The following is a 2,229-nucleotide window of genomic DNA, read 5'->3' as shown; positions in this document are numbered from 1 at the left end:
ATGTGGCAACGCTTACATTTTCTGGCATGGCTCTGCCGGGGACAACCGCCATCGCAAAACAGAGCCTGACGGTCGGGGTTAATGGCAATGAAAGCAATATACCCATAGAGGCCGGGGATAGCGCCAAAGCCATTGCCAGTAAGGTAACAAGTGCGGTATCCGATATAAGCGGGCAGGCAAAGACATCGGCAGAAGTGGCGTTAACAGCTACTAACTGGGAAATAGGCGACATTATTACCCTGACCGTGAATGGCAAGGAATATAAATCGCCGAATGATTCTACTTCCATTGATAAAGCCGCAGAAGAGCTGAAGAAACTGCTGGATTCACAAACGCTTGAGGCAGACGTTGATACCTCATCGAATGGCAGCCCTAAAATAACGTTGGTTGATACCAGTGGTGAGAATATGACCCTGAAGGCAAGTGCTCAAGAAGCAAGTTCAGGTTCTAAATCGCTTTCCTTCACTGCCACAGCCCAGCCACTCGATTATGCAGGTACTGCGACTGGTTCGTCAGTAGACATTAAGGACACTGACAAGATAGTCGTGGGTGATATTCAGTGGGTCGGTTCGGATAACAACGCCACCTATACCATGAAAAGCGATGACAACTTAGTGCCCACGCTCGCCACTGCTACAAAGGTAGCCCAAGCTGGTAGTATGCCGGTAGATTCCATCGATATCACCACTTATGCTGGTGCACAGCAAGCCATCAAAATCCTTGATCACGCAATAGCCGACGTGGATTCCAACCGGGGAACACTGGGTGCCATTCAAAACCGCTTCCAGCACACCATATACAACCTTCAGAACGTTCGGGAGAATATGATGGGCTCCCGAAGCCGGATTAAAGATACCGACTATGCCAGCGAAATGTCCAAATTGACCCGGGATCAGGTGCTGAAACAAGCCAGTATGTCCGGCCTGAACCGGGCCAACACCATGCAGCAGGAAGTCCTGGCTCTGTTGCAGTGAATCATTGAATGAATACGGTTACGCCACTGCAGGGCAGTTTTGATCTGGGGACTGTGGTGGATGCTGTGGTCAATGCTGACATGGCACCCTCGGAAAATGCCCTGAAACGGCGGGAAAATCAGCTGTCCCGGGAGCAGGATTTGATGGTGTCGGTCTATCAGGCGGTCAGTAACCTGCAGCACTCCGCCCGGGCGCTGGTTCAGGAAGCCAGCCTCAACAGTCACCATGTGAATGGCAATGGCCACGGTCTTGGCCGCTGGGTTGCGGTGTCCAGTGAGTCCGACCGGGTTGGCGTCAGCGTCGGGGGGCGTCCTGATCCCGGCAGTTATCAGCTGTCGGTTCATCAGCTGGCCTCGCCGCAAATTATGACCAGTCCGCCGTTTGCCAGAGATACCGCCTTTAAAGACGCAGGTACGCTGGATCTCGCCCTTAATGGTGGGCACTGGACGGTTAATATTGTTGCCAACAGTACCCTGGCCACCATCGCCAAAGCCATTCAGCTGAGTACTCAGGGGAAAGTCCGGGCAACGGTCATTAACGGCAAGGCGGGGCAACAGCTGCTGCTGACCGGTGCAGAAAAAGGGGCCGATCTTCGTATGACGCTCAGTGGTACCGGAACCGGTGCCTACCTGGCGGATATTATGTCAGAACAGGTGGCTCCCGCTGACGCACTGGTCAGTATCAACGGCGTAACCCTGTCTCTGCCCGGCAATGTCAACCAGCCGGCCATTAACGGGCTGAGCCTGACCCTGAAACAGGCGGACCCTGACCGGCAGTTATATATTGAGGTCAGTCAGGATGTTGAGGCACTGGTCAGCGCCATGTCGGAATTTGTCAATCACTGCAATAACCTGCTGCAAGCCAGTGACCCCAGGGACAGTCAGGGCCTCCAGATCGATGCGGGGACCCCCGCCTCCCTGAGGGGAATCAGCAGTCAGTTGCGTAAACTGGTCAACGCCACGCCTGCTGATACCGGGTTAAGCAGCTCAGAGCAGATCACCAGTCTACTGGATCTTGGGGTCAGTACTGAGCGCAACGGTTTATGGTCTCTGGATGAAGCCTGGTTTCGCCACCAGCTGAATGCCATGCCCTATCCGGTCCTGCAGTTTCTGTCGGACCGGGAAAAGCCGGTGCTGGCACTGGCGCAGAAAATGGACACGCTGTTATCGGGCAGTGGCCCTTTAATATCGAGGATCAGTTATCTATCACGGGATTTGCAACGGCTGGCGTCGGACCAGTATGCCCTGGAGACGAG

Annotated in this window: 2 protein-coding genes; both read left to right on the top strand. The window is 54.2% G+C overall.

Annotation, left to right across the window (positions count from 1 at the left end; all coding sequences use genetic code 11):
* On the top strand, positions 1–974 hold a 974-nt coding region (locus J7438_RS25185; RefSeq protein WP_286196929.1), incomplete at its 5' end, for a flagellin.
* An 8-nt stretch (positions 975–982) separates the two neighbouring features.
* Positions 983–2,229: flagellar filament capping protein FliD (fliD, locus tag J7438_RS25180; protein ID WP_209278795.1), on the top strand; the 1,247-nt coding region annotated here is incomplete at its 3' end.

The organism is Thalassotalea sp. G20_0, assembly GCF_017744175.1.
Lineage (GTDB): Bacteria > Pseudomonadota > Gammaproteobacteria > Pseudomonadales > Endozoicomonadaceae > Endozoicomonas.
Note: the sequence above shows the minus strand (reverse complement) of the source record. Positions and strands in the feature narration are given on the sequence as shown.